The organism is Saccharopolyspora antibiotica, from assembly GCF_047200635.1.
Taxonomy (GTDB): domain Bacteria; phylum Actinomycetota; class Actinomycetes; order Mycobacteriales; family Pseudonocardiaceae; genus Saccharopolyspora_C.
This window is the reverse complement of sequence record NZ_JBJZOI010000006.1, coordinates 222,889-249,370: the sequence shown is the minus strand read 5'-3', so window position 1 is coordinate 249,370 and position 26,482 is coordinate 222,889. Positions and strand designations below refer to the sequence as shown.

Annotated in this window: 24 protein-coding genes; 11 read left to right on the top strand and 13 right to left on the bottom strand. The window is 73.7% G+C overall.

Going from position 1 to position 26,482, the window contains the following annotated elements; translation table 11 throughout:
- Positions 1 to 136 precede the first annotated feature (136 nt).
- The 6 genes from gdhA to ACL03H_RS06765 form a co-directional block, all read right to left on the bottom strand.
- Positions 137 to 1,483 (bottom strand): NADP-specific glutamate dehydrogenase, encoded by a 1,347-nt coding sequence (gdhA, locus tag ACL03H_RS06790; protein ID WP_459561769.1) that lies wholly within the window; start codon positions 1,481 to 1,483, stop codon positions 137 to 139.
- Positions 1,484 to 1,613: 130 nt separating this feature from the next.
- Positions 1,614 to 3,035: a sodium:solute symporter family protein gene (locus tag ACL03H_RS06785; RefSeq protein ID WP_412810231.1), complete on the bottom strand. Its 1,422-nt coding sequence runs from the start codon at positions 3,033 to 3,035 to the stop codon at positions 1,614 to 1,616.
- The gene (locus ACL03H_RS06780; RefSeq protein ID WP_412810230.1) at positions 3,032 to 3,259 is read right to left on the bottom strand and encodes a hypothetical protein; all 228 of its coding nucleotides are present in this window, start codon (positions 3,257 to 3,259) and stop codon (positions 3,032 to 3,034) included. Before ACL03H_RS06780 ends, ACL03H_RS06785 begins: the two co-directional genes overlap by 4 nt.
- 262 nt (positions 3,260 to 3,521) lie before the next feature.
- On the bottom strand, positions 3,522 to 4,481 hold the full coding sequence (locus ACL03H_RS06775; protein WP_412810229.1) for a 2-hydroxyacid dehydrogenase: 960 nt from the start codon (positions 4,479 to 4,481) through the stop codon (positions 3,522 to 3,524).
- Between the two features lie 235 nt (positions 4,482 to 4,716).
- Complete coding sequence (locus ACL03H_RS06770; protein WP_412810228.1) at positions 4,717 to 5,529, bottom strand: siderophore-interacting protein; 813 nt, start codon at positions 5,527 to 5,529, stop codon at positions 4,717 to 4,719.
- A gap of 176 nt (positions 5,530 to 5,705) precedes the next feature.
- The gene (locus ACL03H_RS06765) at positions 5,706 to 6,341 is read right to left on the bottom strand and encodes a TetR/AcrR family transcriptional regulator (protein WP_412810227.1); all 636 of its coding nucleotides are present in this window, start codon (positions 6,339 to 6,341) and stop codon (positions 5,706 to 5,708) included.
- Between the two features lie 333 nt (positions 6,342 to 6,674).
- Between ACL03H_RS06765 and ACL03H_RS06760 the strand changes: the two genes are divergently transcribed.
- From ACL03H_RS06760 to ACL03H_RS06745, 4 genes are all read left to right on the top strand, one after another.
- A complete protein-coding gene (locus ACL03H_RS06760) occupies positions 6,675 to 7,997 on the top strand; it encodes a carboxypeptidase regulatory-like domain-containing protein (RefSeq protein ID WP_412810226.1) in 1,323 nt (440 codons plus the stop codon).
- 285 nt (positions 7,998 to 8,282) lie between these two features.
- Positions 8,283 to 9,161, top strand: coding sequence for a HalD/BesD family halogenase (locus ACL03H_RS06755; RefSeq protein ID WP_412810225.1), 879 nt, complete (start codon positions 8,283 to 8,285; stop codon positions 9,159 to 9,161).
- Positions 9,162 to 9,215: 54 nt separating this feature from the next.
- Positions 9,216 to 10,025 carry a class I SAM-dependent methyltransferase gene (locus ACL03H_RS06750; RefSeq protein ID WP_412810224.1) on the top strand — a complete coding sequence of 270 codons (810 nt, stop codon included), beginning with the start codon at positions 9,216 to 9,218 and terminating at the stop codon, positions 10,023 to 10,025.
- A gap of 49 nt (positions 10,026 to 10,074) precedes the next feature.
- Positions 10,075 to 11,871: a choline/carnitine O-acyltransferase gene (locus ACL03H_RS06745; protein WP_412810223.1), complete on the top strand. Its 1,797-nt coding sequence runs from the start codon at positions 10,075 to 10,077 to the stop codon at positions 11,869 to 11,871.
- A gap of 43 nt (positions 11,872 to 11,914) precedes the next feature.
- On the opposite strand, the gene dapA is transcribed toward ACL03H_RS06745, so the two are convergent.
- Together dapA and ACL03H_RS06735 are read right to left on the bottom strand one after the other, a co-directional pair.
- Positions 11,915 to 12,769, bottom strand: coding sequence for a 4-hydroxy-tetrahydrodipicolinate synthase (dapA, locus tag ACL03H_RS06740; RefSeq protein WP_412810222.1), 855 nt, complete (start codon positions 12,767 to 12,769; stop codon positions 11,915 to 11,917).
- A gap of 477 nt (positions 12,770 to 13,246) precedes the next feature.
- Positions 13,247 to 13,651, bottom strand: coding sequence for a DUF5313 family protein (locus ACL03H_RS06735; RefSeq protein ID WP_412810221.1), 405 nt, complete (start codon positions 13,649 to 13,651; stop codon positions 13,247 to 13,249).
- 173 nt (positions 13,652 to 13,824) lie between these two features.
- Here ACL03H_RS06735 and ACL03H_RS06730 point away from each other — a divergent pair, with 173 nt between their 5' ends.
- Positions 13,825 to 14,805 carry an adenosine deaminase gene (locus ACL03H_RS06730; protein ID WP_412810220.1) on the top strand — a complete coding sequence of 327 codons (981 nt, stop codon included), beginning with the start codon at positions 13,825 to 13,827 and terminating at the stop codon, positions 14,803 to 14,805.
- 241 nt (positions 14,806 to 15,046) lie between these two features.
- On the opposite strand, the gene ACL03H_RS06725 is transcribed toward ACL03H_RS06730, so the two are convergent.
- A complete protein-coding gene (locus tag ACL03H_RS06725) occupies positions 15,047 to 16,213 on the bottom strand; it encodes a beta-ketoacyl synthase N-terminal-like domain-containing protein (protein ID WP_412810219.1) in 1,167 nt (388 codons plus the stop codon).
- 551 nt (positions 16,214 to 16,764) lie between these two features.
- Here ACL03H_RS06725 and ACL03H_RS06720 point away from each other — a divergent pair.
- Positions 16,765 to 19,518 (top strand): sensor domain-containing protein, encoded by a 2,754-nt coding sequence (locus ACL03H_RS06720; protein WP_412810218.1) that lies wholly within the window; start codon positions 16,765 to 16,767, stop codon positions 19,516 to 19,518.
- Here the strand turns inward: ACL03H_RS06720 and ACL03H_RS06715 are convergent.
- Positions 19,515 to 20,255 (bottom strand): SDR family oxidoreductase, encoded by a 741-nt coding sequence (locus ACL03H_RS06715; protein ID WP_412810217.1) that lies wholly within the window; start codon positions 20,253 to 20,255, stop codon positions 19,515 to 19,517. The genes ACL03H_RS06720 and ACL03H_RS06715 overlap by 4 nt on opposite strands.
- A 97-nt stretch (positions 20,256 to 20,352) precedes the next feature.
- Between ACL03H_RS06715 and ACL03H_RS06710 the strand changes: the two genes are divergently transcribed.
- Positions 20,353 to 20,916 carry a TetR/AcrR family transcriptional regulator gene (locus tag ACL03H_RS06710; RefSeq protein ID WP_412810216.1) on the top strand — a complete coding sequence of 188 codons (564 nt, stop codon included), beginning with the start codon at positions 20,353 to 20,355 and terminating at the stop codon, positions 20,914 to 20,916.
- Positions 20,917 to 21,206: 290 nt separating this feature from the next.
- On the opposite strand, the gene ACL03H_RS06705 is transcribed toward ACL03H_RS06710, so the two are convergent.
- From ACL03H_RS06705 to ACL03H_RS06695, 3 genes are all read right to left on the bottom strand, one after another.
- Complete coding sequence (locus ACL03H_RS06705) at positions 21,207 to 22,739, bottom strand: GMC family oxidoreductase (RefSeq protein ID WP_412810215.1); 1,533 nt, start codon at positions 22,737 to 22,739, stop codon at positions 21,207 to 21,209.
- A gap of 201 nt (positions 22,740 to 22,940) precedes the next feature.
- Positions 22,941 to 23,114, bottom strand: coding sequence for a DUF397 domain-containing protein (locus tag ACL03H_RS06700; protein ID WP_412810214.1), 174 nt, complete (start codon positions 23,112 to 23,114; stop codon positions 22,941 to 22,943).
- Positions 23,115 to 23,125: 11 nt separating this feature from the next.
- On the bottom strand, positions 23,126 to 23,833 hold the full coding sequence (locus tag ACL03H_RS06695) for a helix-turn-helix domain-containing protein (RefSeq protein ID WP_412810213.1): 708 nt from the start codon (positions 23,831 to 23,833) through the stop codon (positions 23,126 to 23,128).
- A 206-nt stretch (positions 23,834 to 24,039) separates the two neighbouring features.
- Here ACL03H_RS06695 and ACL03H_RS06690 point away from each other — a divergent pair, with 206 nt between their 5' ends.
- The 4 genes from ACL03H_RS06690 (at position 24,040) to ACL03H_RS06675 (ending at position 26,467) form a co-directional block, all read left to right on the top strand.
- Complete coding sequence (locus ACL03H_RS06690; RefSeq protein ID WP_412810212.1) at positions 24,040 to 24,297, top strand: hypothetical protein; 258 nt, start codon at positions 24,040 to 24,042, stop codon at positions 24,295 to 24,297.
- Positions 24,294 to 24,503, top strand: coding sequence for a hypothetical protein (locus tag ACL03H_RS06685; protein ID WP_412810211.1), 210 nt, complete (start codon positions 24,294 to 24,296; stop codon positions 24,501 to 24,503). The genes ACL03H_RS06690 and ACL03H_RS06685 overlap by 4 nt, the downstream gene beginning before the upstream one ends.
- Positions 24,504 to 24,713: 210 nt before the next feature.
- Positions 24,714 to 25,247, top strand: a complete 534-nt coding sequence (locus tag ACL03H_RS06680) for a PadR family transcriptional regulator (protein WP_412810210.1) — start codon at positions 24,714 to 24,716, stop codon at positions 25,245 to 25,247.
- Positions 25,247 to 26,467 (top strand): cytochrome P450, encoded by a 1,221-nt coding sequence (locus ACL03H_RS06675; RefSeq protein WP_412810209.1) that lies wholly within the window; start codon positions 25,247 to 25,249, stop codon positions 26,465 to 26,467. Before ACL03H_RS06680 ends, ACL03H_RS06675 begins: the two co-directional genes overlap by 1 nt.
- Positions 26,468 to 26,482 lie beyond the last annotated feature (15 nt).

Genomic DNA, 26,482 nt, shown 5'->3' with positions numbered 1-26,482 from the left:
GGGGGGGGGGGGGGGGGGGGGGGGGGGGGGGGGGGGGGGGGGGGGGGGGGGGGGGGGGGGTGTGGGGGGGGGGGGGGGGGGGGGGGGGGGGGGGGGGGGTTGGTGGGGCGCCCCCCCCCCCCCCCCCGGCCGGGGATCAGACGACGCCGAGGGCGAGCATCGCGTCGGCCACCTGGATGAAGCCCGCGATGTTGGCGCCCGCGATGTAGTTGCCGGGCGTGTCGTACTCGTCGGCGGTCTGCAGGCAGCGGTCGTGGATGCCGCGCATGATCTCGGCCAGCCGCTGCTCGGTGTGCTCGAAGGTCCACGAGTCCCGGGACGCGTTCTGCTGCATCTCCAGGGCGCTGGTCGCGACGCCGCCCGCGTTGGCGGCCTTGCCCGGGGCGAAGCGCACGCCCGCCTCGTTGAGGAACCGGATGCCCTCCGGGGTGGTGGGCATGTTGGCGCCCTCGCCGACGATCCGGCACCCGTTGCGGACGAGTTCGGCGGCGTGGTCGGCGTTCAGCTCGTTCTGCGTCGCGCAGGGCAGCGCGATGTCGCAGGGCACCTCCCACGCCGCGCGGTCCGCGACGAAGTGCGCCGCCGAGCCGCGCGCCGTCGCGTACTCCTCGATCCGGTCGCGCCGGACCTCCTTGATCTCCTGCAGGAGCGCGACGTCGATGCCCTTCTCGTCCACGACGTAACCGCCGGAGTCCGAGCAGGCCACCACCGTGCCGCCGAGCTGGTGCACCTTCTCGATCGCGTACTGCGCCACGTTGCCGGAACCGGAGACGACGACCTTCTTGCCGTCGAAGGACTCCCCGGAGGTCTTGAGGATCTCGTCCACGAAGAACACCGTGCCGTAGCCGGTGGCCTCCGGGCGCACCTGCGAGCCGCCCCACGTCAGGCCCTTGCCGGTGAGCACGCCGGACTCGTAGCGGTTGGTGATCCGCTTGTACTGGCCGAACAGGTAGCCGATCTCGCGGCCGCCGACGCCGGTGTCGCCCGCCGGGACGTCGGTGTACTCGCCGATGTGGCGGTAGAGCTCGGTCATGAACGACTGGCAGAACCGCATGACCTCGCCGTCGGAGCGCCCCTTCGGGTCGAAGTCCGAACCGCCCTTGCCACCGCCGATCGGCATCCCGGTCAGCGAGTTCTTGAAGATCTGCTCGAAGCCGAGGAACTTCACGATGCCCAGGTAGACGCTGGGGTGGAACCGCAGGCCGCCCTTGTACGGCCCGAGCGCGGAGTTGAACTCCACGCGGAACCCGCGGTTGATCTGCACCGAGCCGGCGTCGTCGACCCAGGGCACCCGGAAGATGATCTGGCGCTCCGGCTCGCAGAGGCGGCGGATCACCTCGGCGTCGGTGTACTGCGGGTGCTTGGCCACGACCGGGCGGAGGCTGTCCAGGACCTCGTGCACCGCCTGGTGGAACTCGCCCTCACCGGGGTTGCGGTGCAGCACCTCGTCGTAGATGTCCTGCAGCTTCTCGTCGAGATCCACCACGGCAAGCTCCTCCCTCTCGATCGACTCGTCGAGACCGCGTTTCCGCGGTGTTTCCGGCAGGTGAACCCCGCCGCGGGGACTGTATCCCGCGACGCGCCGCCCGGACGATCTTCCGGCGCGGCGCCGGCTAGGCCGGGACCGGCTCCCGTTGGTCCGGGTCCCGCCGCCGCACCGCGGTTACCACGGCTGTGACCAGCACGTTCACCGCCAGGCCGGCCAGTCCGGCGTTCAGGCCGAAGATCGTCGTGCCGAACGCGGCCGAGACGAGCACCACGCTCTCACCGGTCGCGATCCCGGCCAGCACCGCCGCGGCGGGCACCCGCACCCGCTCGCGCAGGGCGAGCAGGTTCGCGGGTGCGAGCTGGATCACGCCGCTGTAGGTGAGCAGGTACAGATCGGCCATCAGCCCCGGCCGGCCCAGCGTCAGGGCCAGCACCAGCACCGCGACCACGGCCGCCGTGACGCGGCCCGCGCGCAGCCGCGCCCGCTCGGGCATCCCGTCCGGAACCAGGTTCGCGGCGACCAGCGTGGAGACCACGATCAACCCGCCCGCGGCGGGCACCACCGCGCAAGCCGCGCCGCCGATGAGCACCACCGCGAGCAGCCACGCCGGCAGCGCCTCCCGGGCCATCACCAGCAGCGCCGCGTTGTCCTGCCCGGCCGGGACCACCGCCTCCGCGACGGCGTAGAAGCCCACCACGACCGGGATGGCCACGGCGATCGTGTAGAGCGGCAGGAACACGTGGTTGGAGGCCACGGCCTTCGAGGAGCGCCCGGACAGCACCGCGGGCCAGCTCGACGGCAGCGTCATGCAACCGATCCCGACCGCGCTGACCAGGAGGCTCGTCACGTACCAGGCGGTGCCGTAGGTGCCGCTCGGCCGGATGGTGAGCAGCTCCCCGGCCTGCTCGGACACGGCGGTGAACAGCCCGCCCTCCGGCTGGTGCGCCGCCAGCACCCCGCACGCGATGATCACCAGCGCGACCACCATCAGCACGTCCTTGAGGTAGGAGGTCGCGGCCACTCCCCGGAGTCCGGCCCACAGCACGAACAGCAGGATCAGCAGCGCGGCCAGCACGATGCTCACCGTGCCCGCGGTCTCGTCGCCGGTCATGAAGGACACGATCGTGCCGAGGCCGACCAGCTGGACCTGGATGACGGGCATGAAGAACACGACGGCCAGCACCGCGGTCACCCTGGCCAGCGCCGGGCTGGCGAAGCGGTGCCGCAGCAGGTCCGAGTTCGTCCGGTAGCCGTGGCGCTTGCCGAGCCGCCACACCAGCGGCGCGACCAGGAACATCCCCACGTACCCGAGCACCAGGTAGGAGGGCATGTACATCGCCGCGACCCCGCCGCCGAGCACCAGCCCGGACATGCCGAGGAAGGTGAAGGTCGTGAAGATCTCCCCGGCCTGCAGGAAGAAGGTGGCCACGGCGCCGAACCTGCGGCCGCCGACGGTCCAGTCGGCGAGATCGACACCACCACCGCGCCTGCCGAGCAGCCCGACGACGGCGATGAGGACCAGGCCGATCAGCGCGGTGGCGATCAACGCAGCTCCTCCCCCACCGGGTCCTCCTCGGAGTGCAGGCCCGCGCGCTCCTCCTGGCGCAGCACCCAGGCGAGCAGGCCGCTGGTGAGCAGGCACCACGCGCACACCCACACCACCACCGAGGGCAGGCCGAACCAGGCGGCCGGGGTGTTGACGAAGGGCAGGAAGGGCGTGCCGAGCAGCCCGGCGACGGGGAGCAGCAGCACCGCGTGGAACGGCCTCACCGGTGGCCCCGCTTCCCGGCTCGCGCCCGCGCTCCGCGTGCTCGCCCGATTCCGCCGCGTCCGCTCATGCTCGCCTCCTGGCCGCCGGTGACCGTTCCCCGCCCGCGATCTCCTCCGGGCGGGCGGCGCACGGCGCGCAGCACACGCTAGGAAGCGGAGCGGCCGGAGGCAACGGCCTACCGCAATGCGCCCCGGGCAATCCCCACCACTCCCGATCCTGGTGTGCTGGCGTTCGTCCGCTGCCGCCGGGACGGCGAGCCGGTCACACCGGTGGGACGGGGGTGAGCAGGGTCCCCTCCCGCAGGTAGTGGTCGAGGTTGCGGTGAGCGAGGTCGGCCATCGCCTGCCTCGTCTCGTGCGTGGCGCTGGCGATGTGCGGCAGCAGCAGCACGGTGTCCAGCTCCAGCAGCGGGGAGGGGACGTGCGGCTCGTCGGCGAACACGTCCAGCGCCGCACCCGCGATGCGCCCCTCGACCAGCGCCGAGACCAGCGCCGGTTCGTCGACCACGCTCCCCCGGGAGATGTTGACCAGGTAGCCGTCCGGTCCCAGCGCGTCGAGCACCTCCGCCGAGACGAGCCCCCGGGTGCCGTCCCCGCCGGAGGTCGCGACGACCAGCACGTCCGCCCCCTCGGCCAGCTCGCGGACCGAGGCGGCGAAGCGGTAGCCGACCTCGGGAACCGGCCGCCGCGAGTGGTAGCTCAGCTCGGCGTCGAAGCCCTCCAGCCGACGCGCGACGGCCCGCCCGATGCGCCCCAGCCCGAGGATGCCGATCCGCTTGCCGCTGACCCTGGTGCGCAGGCCGAACCCGTTCGGCACCCACTGCCCGGACCGCACGTAGCGGTCGGCGGCGGCGAGCCCGCGCAGCACGTCGATGAGCCCGCCCACGGCGAGATCGGCGACGCAGTCGGTGAGCACGTCGGGGGTGTTGCTGACGTCGACGCCGCGAGCCCGGGCGCGGGCGACGTCGGTGGTCTCGTAACCGACTCCGAAGTGGACGATCGCGCCGAGCGCCGGCAGCGCGTCCACCAGCTCGTCGCGCATCCCGACGCGCGCGCTGGTCACCGCGGCGACCACCTCCAGCCCGCGCGCGGCGAGGAAGGCGGCGGGGTCGGGTTGTTCGTGCAGGCGGAGGACCTCGTGGTGGGCGGCCAACCGCTCCTCCAGCGAGGGCGGCAACGGGCAGACCTGCAGGACGGTGCCCCTCGGGGCGGGCTGGGACATGGGACTCCTCGTTCGCCCGGCGCTCGTGGTGCTCGACGGCCGCGCCGCGCCGGGAGGCGCGCGGTCGTGGGAGGCCAGCTCGGCCTGGTGCCCGCACCGATGCGGCATCCTCCGGCACTCCCGCCCCCGGAGGCCCACGGGCCCCGTTGCCACCACCCGCCCCTGCGGTGAACGGCCCGTTCGTCCGCCGGGAACGGGCGAACGAGCCGTTCGCCTCGACGCGCGCCGCGGTGGGTCAGGTCGTGCGCTCGGTGGCTCGTTCGGCGGCCTTCTCCTCGCGCCACTCCTCGTCGTTCTTGCCGACCCGCCAGTAGCCCGACAGCGAGAGCCGCTCCTTGGCCACCCCGCGCTCGGTGAGCAGGTACCGGCGCAGCTCGCGGACGAAACCGGCCTCGCCGTGCACGAAGGGCTGGACGTCCCCGGCCGGGAACTCCAGCTCCCGGACCGCGCCCACCAGGTCCTCGCCCGCCGAGCGGTGCAACCAGCGCACCTGGGCGTCGGCCTTCGTCGACAGCGACTGCCGCTCCGCGGCGTCCTCGACGAGGACGAAGGCGTGCACCAGCGCGCCGGGCGGCATCGCCTCCAGCGCCGCGCCGATCGCGGGCAGCGCGCTCTCGTCCCCGACCAGCAGGTGCCAGTCCGCCGCCGGGTCCGGCGCGTAGGCGCCACCCGGACCGGACAGCAACAGCTCGTCGCCCGGCGCGGCGGCCGCCGCCCAGGGGCCGGCGAGCCCGGTGTCGCCGTGGCAGACGAAGTCGAGGGTGAGCTCGCCCGCGAGCTCGTCGTACTGCCGGACCGTGTAGGTCCGCGTGCTGGGCCACTGCTCCCGGGGCAGCGCCGCCTTGATCGCTCCCAGGTCGAGCGGCTCGGGGTACTCCGCGCCCGCCACCGGGAAGATCACCTTCACGTAGGCGTCGGTGAACTCGTTGTGCTGGTAGCCGCGCAGCCCCTCACCACCGGCGACGATGCGGATCATGTGCGGGGTGAGCTGCTCCTTGCGCAGCACGCGCAACCGCCTGATCGGCCTGGGCTTGCCCGCTTTGGCCATCGGCCCTCCTCGCGACTCGTTGTGCTGAGGCCAGGCTAACCTGATCACCCGCTCCGCTTCAGCCGCCCATCGCGCGAGGGCCGCGGCCCGAACGGACGGGCTCGGCGCACCGCGATCCCGGCGAACGGGCCCGCGGCTCCGGCCGGTTCCGCGCCCCGCGCGGAGCGGGCGCGCGCTCAGTCGGCGCGCAGGCCCCGGGCCAATCCGGCGAAGGCCTCGTCCACGAAGTCGTGCAGGTCCGCGTCGGGGTCCGCCCGCTGCCAGCACTGGACCGCGACCCGCAGCGCCGTCACCGCCGTGGCCGCGACCAGCCGCACGTAGGAGTCCTCCCGGTCGGCACCGGTGCGGCGCGCGATCCCGTCGGCCAGCGCGAGCTCCAGGTCCCAGGACGCCAGCGCCACCCGGCTCACCAGCTCGGGGTGGTCGCGCAGGACCAGCGCCTGATCCCGCCAGGTCGGCGCGGCCATCGCGGTGTCCACGGCCTCACCGAGCACCGCGTGCACCACCTCCAGCAGGCCGTCGTCCCCGGGCCGCTCCGCGATGCGCTGCGGCGCTCCCGCGATGGTCTGCGGGTCCCAGGGGACGAGCACTTCCTCCTTGGAGGCGAAGTAGTTGAAGAAGGTGCGGGCCGAGACGTCGGCGGCCGCGCAGATGTCCTCCACGGTCACGGAGGCCGCACCGCGTTCGCGGAACAACCGGACCGCGGCCTGCTGCAGGGCCTGCCGGGTGGCGCGCTTCTTGCGCTCCCGCAGGCCCTCCGGCACGGGTCGCGGAGCGGCACCCGAGGCGCGGGGCAGCGTCGTCCCGGACATGCCTGACTCCCTCCCTCGCAGCTCCTGGCTCCGCCGCGACCGGCTCGAACCATCAATCGTAGTGCGTGCGGGGGGAGCGCTCGACGAGTCCCGCCCGGTTCCGGACGAATGCCCCAGCGGGCGAACTTTGCAGTACCTGCATTCTTGCACCAGATGCATCCACTGCTACGCTGCTGGAGACCAGGACCGCCGGGTCTTCACCGCTGGCACCGTCGCCGCGGCGCGCGATCGCCGCCGCGCCGGGGCGCTCCGAGACCGCGGTCCGCCACCACCCCGCCCGCCGCTCGCGCGCCGCCGCGGCGAGGCGCGCTCTCACGAGACAAGGAGCACGTCGTGCCCGAGCAGCAGCCGGCTTCGCTGGTGCGCACCCTGGCATCGTCGCTGTGGTTCCCGATCTTCTTCATCTGCGGCTTCGTGCTGTGCTACCTGCTGCCGTTCCACGCCCCGAGCCCGCACCACCTGCCGGTCGCCGTGGCCGGCGAGCAGGTGGCGCAGCAGCTGGACGCCCGGTTCGCCGCGGCGCTGCCGGGCGGCGTGGACGTCACCGCAGTGCCCGACGCGGCGGCGGCGCGGGAGGCGGTGACCGACCGGGACGTGGTGGCCGGCTACGACCCGGCCTCGGGCGAGCTGTTCTACGCCAAGGCCAACGGGGCCGCGCTCGTGCAGTTCCTGCAACCGCTGTTCGCCCCGGTGGCCGCCGCGAGCGGGCACGCGCTGACCCAGGTGGACCTCGCCCCCACCGCGCCGGGGGACGTGCTGGGCACCGGGCTGTTCTACCTGCTGCTGGCGATGAACATTCCGCCGTACGTGACCGTCATGGTGCTGCTGCGGGCGGAGCTGACCACCCGGCAGAAGCTGTTCTCGCTGGTCGGCGTCGGCGCCTTCGCGGCGGTGGTCTGCTACGCGGCGGGCCGCCTGCTCGACGTGATCCCGGCCCACCCGGTCGTGGTCGTGCTCGGCTTCCTGCTCACCCAGGCCGTCGGGTGGACGACCTTCGGGCTGGTGCCGCTGGTCAAGCAGTTCATCCCCGGGGTGGCGATGACGCTGTTCGTGCTGCTGAGCATGCCCTCCAGCGGCGGCGCCATCCCGAAGGAGCTGGTGCACCCGTTCTTCCAGTTCTTCCACCTGCTGCTCCCGCTGGGCGAGGCGGCGGACTCGATCCGCGGCATCCTCTACTTCGACGGCGCCCGCTCCTGGCCGGGCATCATCGGGCTCGTCTGCTGGTGCGCGTTGGGCGTGGGGCTCACCGCCGCGACCCAGTGGCACGCGCGGCGCAAGCAGCGGGAGGACCCCGAGGTGACGGCCGAGGCCGGTTCCTACGAGCACGAGGACGACACCGGCACCGTGGTGGATCCGCTGTTCGAGCCGCCGCACCCCGCGCACCACCGCACGCTGGCGGGCGCGGTGCTGCGGCCCGGGGGCGCACCCGCCCGCGAGGCCGTGGTGACCGTGACCGACTCGGCGGGCAACCAGCTCGCTCGGGTGGAGGTCGACCCGCGGGGCGCCTACGAGGTGCACGACCTGCCGGATCGGTTCGTCACCGTGGTGGCCTCCGCGCCGGGCGCGGCGCCCGCGGCCAGCCGGGTCTCGGTGCCGAACGGGCGCAGCGAGCACGACTTCGTGCTGCCCGCGGCCTCCGGCGCCCCGGTGCGCTGACCGGCCGAGCGCATCTCCGCCGGATCCGCGCACGCCGACCGCCCAGCGGCTGCCGGTCGCCCGGCTCCTCCCGCGCGCCGGCAAATCCGCTGAATTGATCTTCTCGGGAAAAACGCGCGGGTTTCCCCGGCCCGGCCCGGTCGCACCGGCGACCGGTGCGTGCCAGATTCGGGGAAGCCCCGGATCCGGCAGGTCCCGGACCCGGGATCCGGAGCACATCGCAGCGGCGCGGGTCGCGCGCACCGTCCCTCCCGGCCGGTGCGCCCGGCGTGCGGGGAGGACGCCATGAGCGCAGCCGAAGTCGCCGAGTCCGAACTCGTCGAGCGGGTGGTCGACACCGCCCGCTACCCGCTCGCCGATCCCGGCGGTGCCGGGTGGGCCGAGGTCGTCGCCCGCGCCCGCCACGACCTCGCCGAGCACGGCTGCTGCGTGCTCGCCGACTTCGTCCGGCCCGCCCTGCAGGAGGAGCTGCGCCGGGAGGGCGAGCGGATCGCGCCGCGAGCGCACTACGACGTCGAGACGGTCAACGCCTACAACATCGACCCCGGCACCGAGCTCCCCCCGGACCACCCGGCCCGCCGAACGCTGCGGCGCGGCAACGCCTTCGTCGCCCGCGACCAGATCCCCGCCGAGGCGATCATCCACCGGCTCTACGCGAACCCGCTGTTCCAGCGATTCCTGGCGGACTGCGTGCGGCTGCCGGAGATCCACCCGCTCGCCGATCCGCTGGCCGGGCTCACCCTCAACGTCGTCAACCCGGGCATGTCGCACCCGTGGCACTTCGACACCAACGAGTTCGCGGTGAGCATGTTGACCCAGGAACCGGAGTCCGGCGGCGCCTTCGAGTACTGCCAGGACATCCGCTCGGCGGAGGCGGAGAACTTCGCGGACGTGGCGGCGGTGCTCGACGGCCGTGGGGAGCACCTGGTGCGGCGGATCACCCTGCGCCCCGGGGACCTCCAGCTGTTCCACGGCCGCTTCTCGCTGCACCGGGTCACCGAGGTGGGTGGCGAGCGGGCCCGGCACACCGCGATCTTCGCCTACAGCACCCGCCCCGGAGTGATCGGCAGCGTCGAGCGCACCCGGCAGATCTTCGGGCGGGTGCTGCCCGAGCACGTGGCCGCCGAGGGCCACGCCGTGCGCGGCGACGCGCTGCTGGACTGACCGCCGCGATCACCCGCTCCCGGACGGGGGCTCGTACCCGGAGGAGACCGGACCGTGCGCTTCGACGCCACCGGCAAGATCACCCTCGACCACATCTACGCGCGGCCGGACCCGCGCGACTACTTCAGCACGTTGCGGACCCTGGAGTACCGGATCCCGCAGCTCGCGAAGCCCTACTTCCGCAAGCTCCTCGACGAGCACCGGCAGGCCCGCGGAGCCGGGGTGCCGACGATCGTGGACGTGGGCAGCTCCTACGGCGTCAACGCCGCGATGCTGCGCTGCGACGCGACGCTCGACGAGCTCTACGCGCGCTACACCGCCGAGGGAGTCGCCGAGCTGGACCGCGCGGCGCTGCTGGAGCGCGACCGGGCCTGGGTGCGCGCCCGCGCCGGGGTCCCGGCGGCGCGGTTCATCGGTCTCGACGCCTCGGGCCCGGCGCTGGACTACGCGGTGCGCGCCGGTTTCCTCGACGACGCCGTGCGGGCGGACCTGGAGGCGGGCGAACCGGATGCCGCGCAGCGGGAGCTGCTGGGCTCCGCCGACGTGGTGCTCTCCACGGGCTGCCTCGGCTACGCGGGCGAGCGGACCGTGCGCCGGATCGCCGAGTGCGCGACCGGGCGGCTGCCGTGGATGGCGCACTTCGTGCTGCGGACGTTCCCGTTCGCGCCGGTGGCCGCTAGCCTCGCCGAGATCGGCTACGAGACCACCCGCGTCGACGGGACGTTCAAGCAGCGCCGCTTCGCCTCGGAGCGCGAGCAGGCGCTGATGCTCGACTCCCTGGCCCGCGCGGGGATCGACCCGGCCGGGCTGGAGGCCGAGGGCTGGCTGCACGCCGAGCTGTTCCTCTCCCGACCGCGCACCTGAGCTGGCGAGACCGCCGGAAGTTCCCACCCCGACCCCACCGAGGACGACCGTGAACGACACCCAGGAATGGTCCACCCGCACCTTCGGCAACGAGGACCGGCTGCCGCGCGTGCCGTTACCCGCGCTGGAGGACAGCTGCGCGCGCTTCCTGGAGTGGTGCGCCCCGCTGCTGACGGCCGGTCAACTCGCCGAGACCGAGCGGGCCGTGACCGAGTTCCTGCGACCGGACAGCCCGGCCCGGACGTTGCAGGCCGACCTGGAGCGCTTCGACGCGAGCGAGGGCGTGCACAGCTGGCTCGACGAGTTCTGGCCCTCCCGCTACCTGGGCAGGCGGGACCGCATCGCGCTCAACGCGAACTTCTTCTTCCTGTTCCAGGACACCGAGCGGACCCAGCTGGACCGGGCCGCCGGCCTGATCGCCGGGGCGGTGGCCTACAAGAAGGCGCTGGACGCCGAGGTGCTGCCGCCGCTGGTGCAGCGCGGCCGGGCGAGCTCGATGGTGCAGAACAAGTTCCTGTTCTCCACCACCCGGATCCCGGGTGAGCAGCAGGACACCGTCCGCGCGCCCTACACCGACGAGCACCCCGGGCCCTCGCCCGCGCGGCACGTCGTGGTGCTCTTCCGCGGCAACCTGTTCCGGCTCGACGTGCTCGCACCCGACGGCACGCCGCACGACCTCGCCGACCTGCGGGCCGGGCTCGCCGAGGTCCGCGAGGCCGGGGCCTGCCGCGCCGAGGCGTCGCCCGGGCACCTGACCACCTCGGCCCGCGCGGACTGGGCCCGCTCCCGGCGCCGGCTGCTCGATCTCGGCGGCGCCGAGGCGCTGGAGACCGTGGAATCCGCGCTGTTCTGCGTGTGCCTGGAGGACTTCGCTCCGATCGACGTGCAGGAGGCCTGCGACCAGCTGCTGCACGGCGACAGCGCGAACCGCTGGTTCGACAAGGCCGTCTCGCTGATCGTGTTCGAGGACGGCCGCGCGGGGATCAACGTGGAGCACTGCGGGCTCGACGGGACGACGATCCTCACCTTCGTCGACGCGCTCCTGGGATCGACGCCCGAGCAGCACGCGGCGGACGCCGGGGCCCGCGCGCAGGGCGCCCCGGTGGTCGAGGCCGTGGAGTTCCCGCTCGACGACGCGCTGCGGGCCGAGATCGGCGGCGCCGCCGAGGCCTTCCGCACCTTCGCCGCGGAGACCTCGAACAAGGTCCTGTCCTTCCCGGACTTCGGGGCGGACCGGGCCAAGGCGCTGGGCACGTCGCCGGACGCCTTCGTGCAGCTGGCCTACCAGCTCGCGCACCACCGGACCAAGGGCATCGGCGCCACCTACGAGTCCATCGCGACCCGGCAGTGGCGGCACGGCCGCACCGAGGCGATGCGCGTGGTCACCCCGGAGATCGTCGAGTTCGCCCGGCTCATGGACGACCCGGACGCGGACGCGGCGAGCCGCGCGGCGGCGTTCCGGGCCGCCGCCGACGCGCACGTGGCGCGGGCCAAGCAGTGCCAGGCCGGGGACGCGCCCGAGCAGCACCTGTGGGAGCTGCAGTGGATCCAGCGCCGCCGGGGCGCCGAGCTCGGGGTGACCGAGCCGCTCGCGCTCTACGACTCGCCGGGCTGGACGATCATGCGCGACGACTACCTGAGCACCAGCTCGGCTCCCTCCAGGAACATCCAGCACTTCGGGTTCGGCTCCACCAGCGGCAAGTGCATCGGGGTGGCCTACGTGCTGCTGCCGGACCAGCTGCACGTGTACCTGAGCACGCCGCTGGCGGTCTCCGGCGGGATGTACGCCTTCGCCGACCACCTGCGCGCTGCGCTGCGCGAGCTGGAGGACCTGCTGGCCGGATGAGGAACCGTCCCCTCCGCCACCGGGCGGAGGGGACCTCCGGGCCTCAGGCCGCCAGGAAACCGCCCTCGACGAGGGCCTCGCGGATCACCTCGGTCTCGGCCTCGTCCGCCTCGACCAGCGGGAGCCGGGGAGCGCCGACGCGGTGGCCGAGCAGGTTCAGCGCCGCCTTCACCGGGATCGGGTTGGTGGTCACCGACAGCGCCGCGTACAGCGGCCGCAGCGCGGCGTCGAGCTCCGCGCGCCGCTCCGGCTCGTCGACCATCCGCCGCATCTGCGGGCCGGCGACGTGGCTGGCCACCACGATGCCGCCGAGCGCGCCCATGTCCAGGGCGCGGGCGAAGGTCTCGTTGTTGCCCGAGTACACGCCGAGCCCGTCCACCAGCGCCAGGTTGTCGTCGTTGGCCTGCTTGACGAAGTCCACCCGCTCGATCTGCGCCAGCTCGGCGAGCAGGTCGTTCGGCACGTCCGTGCCGGTCCGGGCGGGGACGTTGTAGAGCACGATCGGCTTGTCCGTGGACTTCGCGATCTCCTGGTAGTGGCGCACCAGACCGCGCCGGTTCGGCCGGTTGTAGTACGGGTTGACCGAGAGCACCCCGTCCACCCCGAGCTCGGTCACCCGCTCGGTCATCGCGCAGGCCTGCGCGGTGTCGTTGGAGCCGGTGGAGCCGAGCACGGTCACCCCGTCGGGCCGCTCGGCGCAGGCGATCTCGACGAGCCGCAGGTGCTCCTCGTTGGTCAGCGTGGCCGCCTCGCCGGTGGTCCCGCAGACCACGATGCCGTCGGAACCGCTGTCGATCACGTGGTGCAGCAGCGCGACGAAGGCGTCCTCGTCCACTTTCAGCTCCGCGTCGAACGGGGTGACGATCGCGGTGAGCAGAGTTCCGAGTGTCGTCGTCATGGCGCTGCCTTTCCTCCGTGTTCTGGGGCCCGGGTGTCCCGTCCGGCCGACTCCCCTCCCGGACCGCCGGAACCGCCCGGCCACCGCTCGCCGAGCGGGGTGCCGGGTTCCGGTGGCGCGGTGTCGACCACCGTCCCAGGCCGCCGCGCACCGGGCACGTCGCAGCGGGGACGGGGGCCACCAGCATGAATCATCCCCGCCGACGACCGCGACGAGGGGGCCCGGCGCGGGCCCGGACGCCGTTGCGGGGCAAGGAATTCCGGCGTGACGATCTCCGGACGCGAGAAATTCCGTGCGACCCGGCCGCGCGCCGCGCATCCGCACCCGTGCGCGCATCGCCGGCTCCCCCGTCCGCCGAGCCGCCGAGCGGAGATCCGGCGCGCGGTCCGCGCCGCCGCGGGCCCGCAGGGGCGAGGGAGCGGCGAGGTCACCGCGCGGGAGGACGGCCGGGGTTCCACCGGACCCCGCGCGGGCCGTTCAGCGCGGCCCGGTGTCCCGGTAGCGGGCGGCGTAGCGGGCCTGCTGCTCGGCGTCGAGCCCGTCGGCCGCCTCTTCGCGCACCCGCCGCGCGGTGCCCAGCGGATAGCCCTGCTTGAAGGCGCGGTGCTCGCAGGTGAACTCGGCGTAGGCCATGCCGTACCAGACCGCGAGGAGCGCCCCGCCCAGGATCGCCATCGCCTTGATCCACATCGGGCCGGGGACCAGCAGGAACAGCAACCCCGGCGACACCTGCACCAGGCTGCGCACCGCGTGCCGCAGCTGCCAGGTCCGCGCGGTGACGTCGTGCAGCACCCAGGCGTCGTGCAGGGACGGCAGCTTGCCGCCGAAGGCGTACCAGATCCAGCGCACCGGATCGGGTCGCACCCGCTCGTCCTCGGCCACCGCGCACCGCCTCCTGCCGCCGCGCCCGCGCCCCGGGGCGGGCTCGTTGACGTTCTCCCCGACCTTAGCCCGGCGGCGGCCCGCCGCCTCCCCCGGGCGGTGGCCGTGAGCACCGTCTCCCCAGGTGACCTCGCCGCCCCGGACCGGCGCCGGGGCTCGCTAGGGTCGCGGGAATGAGCGCCGCCACCCCACCCACGGCCGAACTCCACGTCCACGTCGAAGGCACCCTCGAACCCGAGATGGTCTTCGCGCTCGCGCGCCGCAACGGCATCGCGCTGCCGGACTCCTCCGTCGAGGAGCTGCGGGCGCGGTACCGGTTCCGCGACCTCCAGTCGTTCCTGGACGTGTACTACGCCAACATGGTCGTGCTGCGCACCGCCGAGGACTTCCGCGACCTGGCCGCCGCCTACCTGGATCGCTGCGCGGAGCGGGGCGTGCGGCACGCGGAGATCTTCTTCGACCCGCAGGCGCACCTCTCGCGCGGCGTGCCGATGGAAGCGGTGATCGGCGGGCTCGGCGCGGCGCTGGACGACAGCGAGGTGTCCGCCTCGCTGATCCTCTGCTTCCTGCGCGACGAGCCCGCGGAGTCGGCCGCCGAGGCGCTGCGGCTCGCCGAGCCGTTCCTGGACCGCGTCGTCGGCGTCGGACTGGACTCGGCCGAGGTCGGGCATCCGCCGTCGAAGTTCGCCGAGGTGTTCCGGCGCGCGCACGAGCTGGGGCTGCGCGCGGTCGCGCACGCGGGCGAGGAGGGGCCGCCGGACTACGTGCGGGAGGCGCTGGACGTGCTCGGGGTGCAGCGGATCGATCACGGCATCCGCGCGCTGGAGGACCCGGAGCTGGTGGCCCGGCTGCGGCGGGAGCGGATCCCGCTGACGGTGTGCCCGCTGTCGAACGTGCGGCTGGGCGCGTTCCCCGAGCTGGCGGCGCACACCCTGCCCCGGTTGCTGGCCGAGGACCTGCTGGTGACGGTGAACTCCGACGACCCGGCCTACTTCGGCGGCTACGTGGACGACAACTACGCGGCGGTGCGCCGCGAGCTGGGGCTGGGCACCGAGCAGCTGCGGGAGCTGGCCGCGAACTCCTTCCGCGCCGCCTTCCTGGACGAGCCGCGCCGGGCCGGGTTCCTCGCCGAGGTCGAGGCCTGGCAGCGCTGAGCCCGTCGCGGCTCAGGGACGTCGGCGACCGGGCCGGTGGTGCGGCCGCCGGGCGACGACCGGTGGGTGCGACGGTCCCGGCGGGTGCCCAGCGGCTCCCCCGCCAGGACGGCGGTGCCGCGCGCGGCGAGCGCACCCGGCACCGCCGCCACCCCGGGGCGGAGCGGCGAGGAAGCCGCTGGAGTCCGACCCGCCCGTCGCGCGGGCGGGGCTCACGGACGGCCGGTCACCGCCGACCCGCTCAGCTCGGCGGCCCGAGCACCACGGCCGAGTTGTGCCCGCCCATGCCGAGGGACGACTTCAGCGTCAGCCCTCCGGCGACGGGGGTGCGGCCGTCGAGCAGCCGCCGGTCGCCCGGTGCCCGCCGCGGCGGGGCCGGGATGAACCCGTGCCGGTAGCCGAGCCCGGCGACCGCGACCTCCACCGCCGATGCGGCGCCCTGGCAGTGCCCGACCAGCGGTTTCACCGAGTAGATCGAGGTCTGCTCGGCGAGCAGCTCCGCGCAGACCCGCGCCTCGGCGCGGTCGCACTGCGCGGTGCCGGGCCCGTGCGCGTTGAGGTAGCGGATGTCGCGGCCCCGCACCCCGGATCGCCGCAAGGCCTCGCGGACGCAGCCCCGCACCTCGGTCAGATCCGGATCGATCGAGGTCACGTGGTGGGCGTCGTGCGACATCGAGCCGCCGAGCAGGCGCGCGTAGGGGTCCGCTAAGCCGCGCGAGAGGACCATCCCGACCGAGGCCTCGCCCATGGTGAAACCTCGGCTGCCCTCCTGGAACGGTCGGCAGGCCTCCAGCGGCCCGGCATCGGTGATCGCGACCCCGAGTCGCTCGAAGTGCAGCACGTTCTCCGGGGTCGCCGACAGGTCGGTGGCCACGAAGACGACGTCGTCGACGACGTCCGAGTCCAGCCATGCCTTCGCGGTGAGCAGCCCGGCGTTGCCCGAGGCGCACATCGCGGAGACGTTCATCGCGGGTCCGTGGAACCCGAACTCCTTCATCAAGGTCGACATCGGCGTCGACGGCATCAGCGCCAGGTAGTCCCGGACCGGGACCCGGCCCTCCCGGGCCTGGTAGAACTCCCGCCACAGGTCGACCTCGCCGAGCACGACCGCGTGCAGCAGCCCCACCCGGCGGCCCGCGACCCAGCCCTGGGCCGCGGCGTCGAGGATCGCCTCGCGCGCCGCGGCGCGCATGGCCCGCGCGAAGCGGCTGGGCCCGTCCGCCGGGTCGCCGCCCTCGGGGACCCGGGCGACCCAGGCGGTGCGGTCCCGCCCGGGGCCGTGGCCCTCCTCCGGGACAGCCGCGGGCATCCCGGAGACCAGCCCGTCCCAGAGCACCTCCCGACCCCAGCCGTAGCCGGTCACCGCGCCGATTCCACCGATTTCGATTTCCGAGTGCTGCGAGCTCATCGCTCGATCACCTCTCCCGATCGCGATCATTCGAATTCGCGGCGCCGCCCGGTCCGCGGCACGCGCGTCCGGCGCCTCGCGAAGGGGATCGCGGGCCGCCGGGGAATTCGGCGTGCCCGGGCTCGGGACGGTTCACCAACCTCGAGATCGAACTACGCGCGGTCACGCATTACCCGGGTCTCGCGCCCCTACCTCAGCCGTGGAGTGAGGCGGCAGGGTGAGCTTTGGCCACGAACAGTGCGCCGAGCGTCGAACCAGTCACACCGAAGGGGCACAAGATCGCTGTGCACGCACGAGAACGAGAACACCTGGCGTGTTCGCCGGTCGGCCGGAGGCGTCCTATGATCAGCGAGCGGCCACGCACCACTCAGGACGGTTCGTGAGCAGCGCACATGCGAAACTACGAGCGCCCCGGCACGGACTGCCGCGTCCACCGGGGACGGAACCTGCACAGCTCGGCCGCGGCGCCCTGAGCTCGAACGGTGGTGGTCGATCAATGCGGATGGCGTGCACCCGATCCGGCCGGCGCACGATCCGTGGACGCTGACGCCGTGGTCGAGCGCCCGACGAGTCCCGGCCCGGACCGCGAGTTCCTGGATCTCGCCCTCGCCACCAGCGGCGCGGTCCGGTGGTCGCTGCGGCTCGAGGACGACGTGCTCACCTGGACCGCCGGGCTGGACGCCCTGCTCGGCATCCCCGGGTGCGGGGACACCGCGCTGCGCGACGCGCTGCGCGACCTCATCGCGCCGTTGATCGTCTCGGCCCGCACCGCCGCCGAATGGCGCGATCTGGATCTGGAGCAGCCGATCGCGGGCGAGGGCGGCACCCAGCGCTTCATCCACTTCCACGCCCGCCGCTACCACGATCCCGAGCACGGCGACCGGCTCCTCGGCGTCGCCGCCGACGTCACCCGCGCCCACGAGGAGCGCCAGTCGCTGACCGATCTCACCGACCGGTACCGGCTGCTGGTGGAGCTGAGCCCCGACGCGATCTGCGTGCACCAGGGCGGCGTGGTCCGCTACGCCAACTCCGCCACCCTCGGGATGCTCGGCACCGACGACCTCGGCGAGGTCGTCGGGCGCCCCATCACCGACTTCGTCGATGCCCACTCCGTCCCCCGGATGCACGAGCGGCTGCGCTCGCTGACCCACCCCGGCGCGCGCACCGCCCCGGCCGAGGCGGCGCTGCACCGGTTCGACGGCAGCCTGGTCCCGGTCGAGCTGGTGTCGGTGCGCACCTCCTGGGAGGGCGAGCCCGCGCTCCAGGTCATCCTGCGCGACATCACGGACAAGAAGGCTGCCGAGAGCAGCCTGCGCTACCAGGCCGCGCTGGTCGAGCACGTCAGCAACGCGATCATCGCCACCGACGGCGAGGCGCGCGTGACCAGCTGGAACCCCGCCGCCGAGGCGGTCTACGGGATCTCGTCGCGGGAGGCGCTGGGCAGGTCGGTGGACGAGCTGGTGGGCGCGGCCCTGTGCCCGTCCGAACTGCTGGCCCAGGGCGGGGTGTCCGAATCGCTGCACCGCCGGAGCGACGGCACCGCGCTGACGGTGCGGGTGACGGTCTCCGAGATGGACGAGGGCTACGTGCTGGTGTGCGCGGACGAGACCGCGCGCAGGCATGCCGAGCGCACCTTCTCCACCGTCATCGACGCGCTGGACGAAGGAGTGCTGGTGATCGCGCCGTCCTCGATCGTGGAGTCCGCGAACCCGGCCGCGCAGCGCATCCTCGGGGCCAAGCCCAGCGAGATCGTCGGGGAGTCCGCGTCGGCCTGGGCGATGTTCGACGAGAACGGCGACCGGATCACCACCGAGGACCGCCCCTCGATGTCCACCCTGCACACCGGGCGACCGGTGAACTCGCGGGTGGTGCGCATCCAGCGCGGGGACGGTCGCAGCGTGTGGCTGGCGGTGACCGCCCGCGCCCTCGACCCGGAGGACAGCCCGCCGCACCGGGTGCTGGTGTCGTTCAGCGACATCACCGAGAGCCGGGCGGCGCGCGAGCGGCTGGAGCACGAGGCCACCCACGACCCGCTCACCGGCCTGGCCAACCGCACCCTGGTGCTGCGGCACCTGGACGCGGCGGTGAACTCCCCGCTGCGCGACAGGCCGCTGACGGTGCTGTTCGTGGACCTGGACAACTTCAAGATCGTCAATGATTCGCTGGGCCACGGCGTCGGCGACGAGGTGCTGCGCAGCGTCGGGCAGCGGTTGGTGCGCGTCACCGGCGACCGGGAGCTGGTCGGCAGGCTCGGCGGCGACGAGTTCGTGGTGGCCACCCAGGCGCGACTGAGCCGCGACGAGCTCGCCGCCCGCGCCGACGCGCTGCTGCGCACCCTCACCGAGCCGGCCCACGTGGACGGGATCCGGCTGCACGTGGAGGCCAGCATCGGGATCGTCGTCTCCCACCCCGGCGACACCCGCTCCGCGCAGGACCTGCTGCGCGACGCCGACGTCGCGATGTACCGGGCGAAGGCCCAGGGCCGGGGTCGCTACACCTTCTTCGACGTGGAGCTCCGCGAGCGGGTGCAGCGGCACATGCTCCTGGAGCAGGACCTCCGGCACGCGGTGGCGCGGGAGCAGCTGTGGGTGGCCTACCAGCCGGTGGTGGACCTGCGCACCGAGCGCACCATCGGCGCCGAGGGCTTGTTGCGCTGGCGGCACCCGGAGCACGGCCACGTGTCCCCCGCGGAGTTCATCCCGCTCGCCGAGGAGAGCGACCTGATCAACGAGGTGGGGTCGTTCATGCTCCGCGAGGTGACCCGGGAGTTCGCCGCGCTGCGCCGGGAGCACGGCGGCGAGTTGCAGATCAACGCGAACCTCTCGCCCCGGCAGCTCGGTGATCCGCGGTTGCACGAGGTGGTGCGCGCGGCGCTGGACGATGCCGGGCTGCCGCCGGAGGCGCTGTGCCTGGAGGTCACCGAGAACGCGCTGATGCAGGACGCGACCTCGGCGGTGCGGGTGCTGCGCAAGCTGCGCGAGCTCGGCACGTTCCTGGCGATCGACGACTTCGGCACCGGGTACTCCTCGCTGGCCCAGCTGCGGCGGCTGCCGCTGGACACGCTCAAGATCGACCGGTCCTTCGTCTCGGACCTGACCGGTTCCGAGGACGTGCAGGCGATCGTGACGAGCATCGTCGCGATGGCGCACGCGGTGGGGCTCGTCGTGGTGGCCGAGGGCGTGGAGACCCCCGAGCAGCTCGCCGTGCTGCAGCGGATCGGCTGCGACCAGGGGCAGGGCTTCTACTTCGGCAGGCCCGCGCCGCTGGCGGAGCTGCCCGGGCTGGATCGCACCGCCTCCCGCTAGCCCTGCCGGGCGGGCCGCAGGGTGAGGTCGCCGATCTCGACGTCGTCGGGTTGCTCGACGGCGAACGCGATGGCGCGGGCCACCGCCTCCGGCGCGAGGCCGAGGGCGGCCATCGACTCCCGCAGCCGGTCCCGCTGCGCGGGGTCCTGGACGTGGTCGACGAGCTCGGTGCGGACGAAGCCGGGTGAGACGGTGGTGGTGCGCACGACGCCGTCGGTGGACTCCTGGCGCAGCGACTCCAGCAGCGTGCGCACGGCGTTCTTGGTGCCCGCGTAGACGGCCTGGTCGGGCACGATCTTGAGGCCGGAGGTGGAGACCGTCGTGACGAGGTGACCCCGGCCCTGCTCACGGAAGACCGGCAGCGCGGCGGCGATCCCGTGCAGGACCCCGCGGAGGTTGACGTCGATCATGAGCTCCCAGTCGTCGACGTCCAGGGAGGCCACCGGCGCGGTCCGGGCGACGCCCGCGTTGCCCACCAGGACGTCGAGCTGGCCGAACCGGTCCACGGCCAGCGCCACCAGCGCTTCGAGGTCGGCTCGGCGGGTGACGTCGACCGCCAGCACCTCCGCGCGTCCGCCGGCCTCCCGGATCCGGGCCGCGAGCGCGTCGAGCCGGTCGGTGCGCCGGGCGCCCAGCACCACCGCCGCACCGCGGCCCGCGAGCTCCAGCGCGGTGGCCGCACCGATCCCGCTGCTGGCCCCGGTGATCGCGACGATCTTTCCCCGCACTCCGCTCATGGCGCTCTCCCGCTCTAAACTGACAACTGTCCGCTTACCCGGTCGACGGTAGCGGACAGTTGTCCGGTTGTCGAAACGAGGAGAGGTGAACGTCGCGATGAGCCGCGAACCGCGGTCGGACGCGGTCGCCAACCGGGACCGCATCGTCGAGGCCGCGCGCGCCGAGCTGAGCGAGTCGAACGGGGCGGTGGCCGAGCTGAAGCTGCACCGGGTCGCCAAGGCGGCGGGCGTCGGGCAGGGCACCCTCTACCGGCACTTCCCGACCCGCGAGGACCTGCTCGCGGAGGTCTACCGGCACGAGCTCGGCCAGCTCGTCGACGCGGTGGCCCCGCTGCTCGCCGAGCACCCGCCGCTGCGGGCGCTGTCGCTCTGGCTGGCGCGGGTGGTCGAGTACGCGCGGGTCAAGCGCGGGGTGATGGCCGCGATCGAGGCCTCCGCGTGGCGCGAGCTCCGCACCGCGCAGCACCACCGGCTCGACGAAGCGCTGGGCGAGCTGCTGGACCGGGGCAAGGAGGCGGGCGAGGTCCGCCCGGACGTCGACGCCACCGACGTCCTCCTTCTGCTGGGCGCGCTGTCCCGGATCCCCGAATCGGAGTGGGACCGCCGGGTTCGCACGGTCCTCGCCGTCGTCGTCGAAGGCCTCCGCCCCGAGTCGAGGTGACGGTCCCCTCGCCCGGCGAGAGGGGACGAACGGGCCGTCCACCCGGATCGCGGTGCCCGCTCCGGCCGAGCCCGGAAGCGCGGGGCGCGCCGACGGAGGTAGCACCTCCGCCCGGGGGCGGGCCTGGCGATCGCCGAGGACGCCGCCTCGCTCGGCCCGCCCGGCGCGCTCTCCGGCCAGGCGTGCGCGCCGCGGGGAGACGTCGCGCGGCGCTGGGCGCGGCGGCGCGCTCACCGGGCACGCCCAGGCCGAACTCACCCGCGACGACCTCCGGCCGACGCCCCCCCTGATCAGCCGCGCATCGCGGCGGCGATCTTCTCGCCGACGAGCACGGCGGTCAGGTGCGGGTTCGCCCGCGGCACCCACGGGAACACGCTCGCGTCCGCGACTCGGAGCCCCTCGACGCCGAGCACCCGGCCCTCGGGGTCGACCACGACGTCCGGCGCTCCGGGCGCGCCCATCCGGCAAGTACCGGCGGCGTGCGAGACGTCGAGGACGTTGGCGAGGGCGAACCGGGCGAACTCCTCGTCGGAGAGCTCCGCGTCCAGCGGCAGCATGGCCTCGCCGAGCCCCGTGCCAGCGGTGATCTTCCGCAGCTCGGGCTGGGCGGCGATCTTCCGCAGCTCGTCGACGACGACCCGGAAGCGCCGCAGGTCCTCGGGATCGGACAGCAGGTTCAGGTCCACCACCGGGTCGATCGCCGGGTCGGTGGCGGCCAGCCGCACGCTGCCGGTGGAGCTCGCCCGGTTGTTCCAGCCGATGAGCCCCGCCACCGGGACGTCCGGCGCCAGGGCGCCCGGAGCGGCGATCACACCGTCGTTGGATTCGCCGCCGACCCCGGTGGTGAAGCGCAGGAAGAGCTGGCCGCGCTCCGGCAGCCCGCGGTAGTCGGCGGGCTCGTGCAGGCCGAGGACCAGCACGATCGCCGCGTGGTCCTGCAGGCCGCGCCCGACGGGCAGGTCCGCGACGGGCGTGATCCCCAGCTCGCGCAGTTCCGCGGCCGGGCCGATGCCGGAGCGCTGCAAGATCGCCGGGGAGTGCAGCGCCCCGGCGCACACCACGACCTCGGTGGCGTGGAACTCGGTGGGCCTGCCGTCGACGATCGCCCGCACCCCGGTCGCGCGGCCGCCGCTGATGAGGATCCGGTCGACGAGGGCACCGCCCACGACGCGCAGGCCGGGTCGCTCGCGCGCCGGTTCCAGGTAGGCGTCGTTGGTGGAGACCCGGCGCCCACCGGAGCTGTTGAAGGCGTAGGGGGACGCCCCCGTCGCACCGGGGGCGTTGTGGTCGGGCGCCCACGGGTGGCCGAGTCGTTCGGCGGCGGCGTCCACGGCGGATTCGACGGTGGCGAAGTCCTCGCGGCGCGGGCGCACCACCGGGATCGGGCCGTCGGCGCCGTGGTGCGGCTCGGCGCCGAAGTCCTGGTCGTTCTCCAGCTTCCGCAGCAGCGGCAGCACCTCGTCGTGGCTCCACCCGGTAGCGCCCCGGACGGCCCAGCCGTCGAAGTCCTCCACGGTGGCCCGGATCGCGAACAGGCCGTTGACCGCCGAGCTCCCGCCGACCCCGCGGCCCCGCGCGTAGGTCTTCGGTTCCTGCGCGGCGGAGCGGGAGGCGGTCAGATCGGGGAAGGTGTGCGTCCGCGCCAGCCGCTCGGCCACGCGGTCCCGACCCGGTTCGAGGCCCTGGATCTCCGGCGGCGTCTCGGCCGCGCGGTAGTCCGGTCCCGCCTCCAGCACCAGCACCCGCCGCTGATCGTCTTCGGTGAGCCGGGACGCGAGCGCGGCCCCCGCCGACCCGGCGCCGATGATGATCGTGTCGTACATGCGGTTCCTCCAGCGCGGTGCCCACGGACGCTCCTTCGGAGCGCTCCCTCTCCCCGAGAGCACATCCTGTGCCCTGAGGGCACGCTCAAGCCGAAGTGAGCCACGACACTCCCTCTCGGGTCCGCGCCGCGCACCACCGCGGAGCGCCGCCGCACCGGCGGAGGCCCCGGAGCACGTGCCGCGTTCCGGGGCGCTCCCGCGTCAGTCGAAGCGACCGGCCTTGATCGCGCGCACCAGCCCTCCCACGCCCACCTTCAACGTCGGCCCGCCCGGATCCTTGGAATCCCTGACCTCGTCGAAAGTCGTCGCCACCTCGACGCACGATGCCGTGTTCTGGCTGCGGCTCGCCTTGATCCAGGTCTGCTCCGCGCTCATGCACGCTCCTCTCATCGGTCCAGCACGGGAACCAGATCTCTCAGCAGACGCGCTCCGCACCAACGGGATTCCACGTCGTTCTTCAAGAGCGCTTCCCTGGTCAACGCCTTCGCCAGCTTGCGCGGTTCCGGCGCCGTGCTCGGATCCCCAGCCACGCGAAGGCAGGTCTGCCAATCGTGCTGCATCAGCTTGGACACCTCGGACGCCAGACTCAACACGCGGACCTTCTCATCCGTCTCCAGCGACTCGATGATCAGCGGTACGTCCTCGCGGTGCGCCATCTTCGACAGCACCGCTACCGAGTTGGCCCGGAGAGTGGCGGTGGATCCGGTGCGCACCCAGTCCCGAAGGTGGTCCGCCCCGCTCGCGCTCAGCTTCGACGCCAGGAAGAAGTCCACCGCACGACTGGACGGCGCATCGGCCAGCGCACCGGGGTCGCCGGAGTCGATCGAACGAGCCAGCTGGGTGAGGGTCGGGCGCGGCGCTCGCAGCACTCGCGGGTGCGTGATGTCCCGGCGACGCAGCATGTCGTCTCCAATCGGGCCTAGCTCTCGCTCGTACGTGGTAACGATATCGACGGTGACGGGACGTCGTCCCGCTTCGATGTTGCTGAGATGAGCGGCCGAGTAGTTCGCGATCCTGGCCATCGCGGCCAGGCTGACGCCAGCTTCCCTTCGCGCCCTCCGCAGTGTCGAACCCTCCTCCGCCTCTGAAAACACCTGAAAACCTCCGGCCGCTTCCCGATAACGCAGTGTGCCCACAAGATTACGCACAGCGTCAGAAGTGATCTCGCCGCAGCTCAGGATCGAAGGGGCAACAAACGATGAACGCGGAACATGCCCGCCCGGCGGGCAGAACCGGTACCGCCTCCCCCGTCCCGGCGTGGGCGGCGTCGCGGGGGCCGGTGGACACGCGGTGGCACGCCGTGCGGCGGACCAGCGGGGACGCGCTGCCGTCGCGGTGCGGCGCCTACGTCTACGGCCCGGTGCACCTGCGGCGCGGCGCGCACGTCCCGGAGGGCGCGGCGGATCGGGAGGTGTGCCGCGCGTGTTCCGCGGGCACCGGAGTCGTCGCGGCGGGAGCGCTGCCGGCAACGCCGATCGCCTGGCCCACCGCCGAACCGGTGGCGGGCGGACGGCACCGATGGCGGCACCGGATTCCGTGCACCCGGCGCCGCACGTGAGCGGGCGGCATCACTGGCGCCCGTCCGGAGACGGGATCCGGCAGGCCTTCCGGCGCTGGCGCTGGAACGGGAAGGCGGCGGACGTCTCGATCCGCGGCGTCCGCGCGGCGCTGACCGAGCAGCTCTCCGGGACCGACCGGGTCCGCGCTCTCTCCTGCCCCGGGTGCGACGCCGAACCGCACCACGAGCGGAACGGCGCCAGCTGATCCCCGCCAACTCCGGCCGCCGCCTCGCCTCCCCCGACCGGGCGCGGCCGGACACCGGGCCGGGCGCGGGCGCCTCCCCGCCCGCGCCCGGCCCGCCCCCGAACGACGAGCCCGAGGCCGCCGGGAGACCTCGGCGCGCGAACGGGAGGTTCGGCGCGAAGCGGTCGTCAGCCATCGACGGTCACCCTGACCTAGGTTATCGTGACCTAGGTGTGGATCGAGGTCCTGCTGCTCGCGAGTCTGGCGAAGCAGCCCAGCCACGGGTACGAGCTGCGCAGGCGCGTGGAGGAGACCACCGGCTACGCCCTGTCGAACAACTCCCTCTACCCCGCGCTGCGGCGCTTCACCGAGGCCGCCGCGGTGACCCGCACCGCCGAACCGCAGGAGGGCAGGCCGCCGCGGAACGTCTACACGATCACCGAGGTCGGCCGGGAGCTGCTGCACGACATGCTCGCCGAGCTGCCCGCCGAACTCGCCGGTGACGACTCGGAGTTCCTGGCCCGGCTGGCGCACTTCCACCTGCTGACCGCCGATGAGCGGCTGGGCGTCGTGGAGGCCCGCCGCCGGGCGCTGCGGCAGCGCCGGGCGCGGGTCGAGTCGCTCGCCCGCGACGGCATCGGTGGCTGGGGCCGGGAGGCGCTCGACGAGTCCGCCCGCCGCCTGCACGCCGAACTCGGCTGGCTCGACGGCATCGCCGCCCGGGCCACCGCGGATTCCCCGCCACCCCAGGAGAAGGAGCACTGATGAGCACCACCGCCGAAGCCCTCCCGCAGCTCCCGTTCGACCGGCCGAACGTGCTGGAGACCGCGCCGCTGTACGAGGTGTTGCGCAAGCAGGCGCCGATCACCCGGGTGCGCACGCCCGCCGGCGACCCGGCCTGGCTGATCACCTCCTTCGAGGAGGCGCGCGTCGTGTTCGGCGACGCGCGGTTCGGCCGCTCGCACCCGGCGCCGGAGCAGGCGTCGCGGATCTCGGACGCGGGCGTGCTCGAAGGCCCCCAGGGCGAGTACGACACCGAGCAGGCGCGGCACACCCGGATGCGCAAGCTGCTCACGCCCGCCTTCTCCGCGAAGCGGATGCGGCTGCTCACCGAGCACGTGCAGGAGCTCGTGCTCGGCTGCCTGGACTCGATGCAGGCCGCCCACGAGGCCGACCCGGCCGCGCCCGTGGACCTGCACGAGCACCTGTCGTTCCCGTTGCCGGTGCTGGTGATCTGCGAGCTGCTCGGGGTGCCGTTCGAGGATCGGGAGTACTTCGCCGGGCTCTCCGACCGGATGAGCCGGATGGGCACCGGTGACGCCGCGCAGGCCGCGCGGGCCGAGCTGGCCGGGTACATGGCCCGGCTCGCCGAGGTCAAGCGCCGCTCCCCGGGCGAGGACGTGGTGACCGACCTGGTGCGGGCGCAGGAGACCGACCCCGACTTCGACGACGGCGAGATGAGCACCCTCGCCTCCGGCCTGCTGTTCGCCGGGCACGAGACCACCGTGACCCGCATCGACCTGGGCGTGCTCCTGCTGCTGACCGATCTCCAGCGGCGCGACGCCTTCACCGCCGACCCCGCGGGTCGCGTGCAGTCCACGGTGGAGGAGATCCTGCGGGTGGCCGACCCCAGCGGGCTCGGGCTGCTGCGCTACGCGCACGAGGACGTGGAGATCGGCGGGCAGATCATCGCGCGCGGCGACGCGGTGCTGATCCCGACCGGCGCGGCCAACCGGGACGACTCCGTGCACGCCGAGCCCACGCGGTTCGACCCGGCCCGCAAGCCCAACGTGCACCTCAGCTTCGGGCACGGGATGCACTTCTGCATCGGCGCGAGCCTCGCCCGCACCGAGCTCAAGGTGGTGTTCACCGAGCTGTTCCAGCGGTTCCCGGAGCTCCGGCTGGCCGCCGAGGTCGACGCCCTCGACGTCCGCAGCGACCGCATCACCGGCGGCGTGAAGTCGTTGCCGGTCACCTGGTGGTGAGCGGCTGAGCGGCGA

Excerpts from the sequence above, each read along its gene's own strand:
- ACL03H_RS06775 (WP_412810229.1), bottom strand. The coding sequence starts at position 4,481 with ATGTCCCAGCCCGCCCCGAGGGGCACCGTCCTGCAGGTCTGCCCGTTG.
- ACL03H_RS06770 (WP_412810228.1), bottom strand. The coding sequence starts at position 5,529 with ATGGCCAAAGCGGGCAAGCCCAGGCCGATCAGGCGGTTGCGCGTGCTG.
- ACL03H_RS06765 (WP_412810227.1), bottom strand. The coding sequence starts at position 6,341 with ATGTCCGGGACGACGCTGCCCCGCGCCTCGGGTGCCGCTCCGCGACCC.
- ACL03H_RS06755 (WP_412810225.1), top strand. The coding sequence starts at position 8,283 with ATGAGCGCAGCCGAAGTCGCCGAGTCCGAACTCGTCGAGCGGGTGGTC.
- dapA (WP_412810222.1), bottom strand. The coding sequence starts at position 12,769 with ATGACGACGACACTCGGAACTCTGCTCACCGCGATCGTCACCCCGTTC.
- ACL03H_RS06730 (WP_412810220.1), top strand. The coding sequence starts at position 13,825 with ATGAGCGCCGCCACCCCACCCACGGCCGAACTCCACGTCCACGTCGAA.
- ACL03H_RS06725 (WP_412810219.1), bottom strand. The coding sequence starts at position 16,213 with ATGAGCTCGCAGCACTCGGAAATCGAAATCGGTGGAATCGGCGCGGTG.
- ACL03H_RS06715 (WP_412810217.1), bottom strand. The coding sequence starts at position 20,255 with ATGAGCGGAGTGCGGGGAAAGATCGTCGCGATCACCGGGGCCAGCAGC.
- ACL03H_RS06710 (WP_412810216.1), top strand. The coding sequence starts at position 20,353 with ATGAGCCGCGAACCGCGGTCGGACGCGGTCGCCAACCGGGACCGCATC.
- ACL03H_RS06705 (WP_412810215.1), bottom strand. The coding sequence starts at position 22,739 with ATGTACGACACGATCATCATCGGCGCCGGGTCGGCGGGGGCCGCGCTC.
- ACL03H_RS06700 (WP_412810214.1), bottom strand. The coding sequence starts at position 23,114 with ATGAGCGCGGAGCAGACCTGGATCAAGGCGAGCCGCAGCCAGAACACG.
- ACL03H_RS06675 (WP_412810209.1), top strand. The coding sequence starts at position 25,247 with ATGAGCACCACCGCCGAAGCCCTCCCGCAGCTCCCGTTCGACCGGCCG.